The sequence below is a fragment of the Ancylomarina longa genome (genome assembly GCF_003996985.1).
Lineage (GTDB): Bacteria > Bacteroidota > Bacteroidia > Bacteroidales > Marinifilaceae > Ancylomarina_A > Ancylomarina_A longa.
On sequence record NZ_RJJX01000166.1, the window covers coordinates 1 to 565 of the forward strand.

A 565-nucleotide genomic window follows, 5' to 3' on the forward strand; every position below is an offset into this window, starting at 1 on the left:
AATATTTCTAAGGCATCTGTGGTCAAATACTAGTAGCTTGCGAGTGTCTTCTACTCTTGATGGCCATGTTTCGCTGCCGTAAATTAAAACAGAACGAACTGCCGAACTCCCAGCAGTAGGCCTACGATGAAATCGAACAGAAATGGAGATGGTGAACAGCTTGCCAAACACCACTTGAAGTTGCAAAATCGCATGACAGTTCTCCATAAGCTCTCACTCGACCAGTTTTGTTCGAGTAGAGAGCCTTCATAAGGTTAATGTACTTCTTTGGTACTCCTTTCAGTGACAAACACTGCCATAGAACCTCACGATCAACAGAGTCGAATGCCGCCTTAAGGTCGAGAAATACTACGATTGTGGGGCGTCTGAATGTGTGTCTGTGTTCTAGAACCTGACGTAGTGTGAATATCTGGTCTATACAACCACGTCCAGGTCGAAAACCAGCCTGATTTTCTCTAGTCTGCTCTTCACGAGCTTTAGTTAAGCGTCGATGTATTACTGATGCTAATATTTTAGACACTATATTAGTCAAACTGATTCCTCTGTGATTGTCACAAGAGGACTT

At 43.2% G+C, this 565-nt stretch carries 1 protein-coding gene; it reads right to left on the reverse strand.

Translation table 11 applies throughout. The features are described from left to right. Positions 1 to 121: 121 nt before the first annotated feature. Positions 122 to 565, reverse strand: a 444-nt coding sequence (locus DLK05_RS19160) for an RNA-directed DNA polymerase (protein WP_148114128.1), incomplete at its 5' end; no start/stop codon positions are given.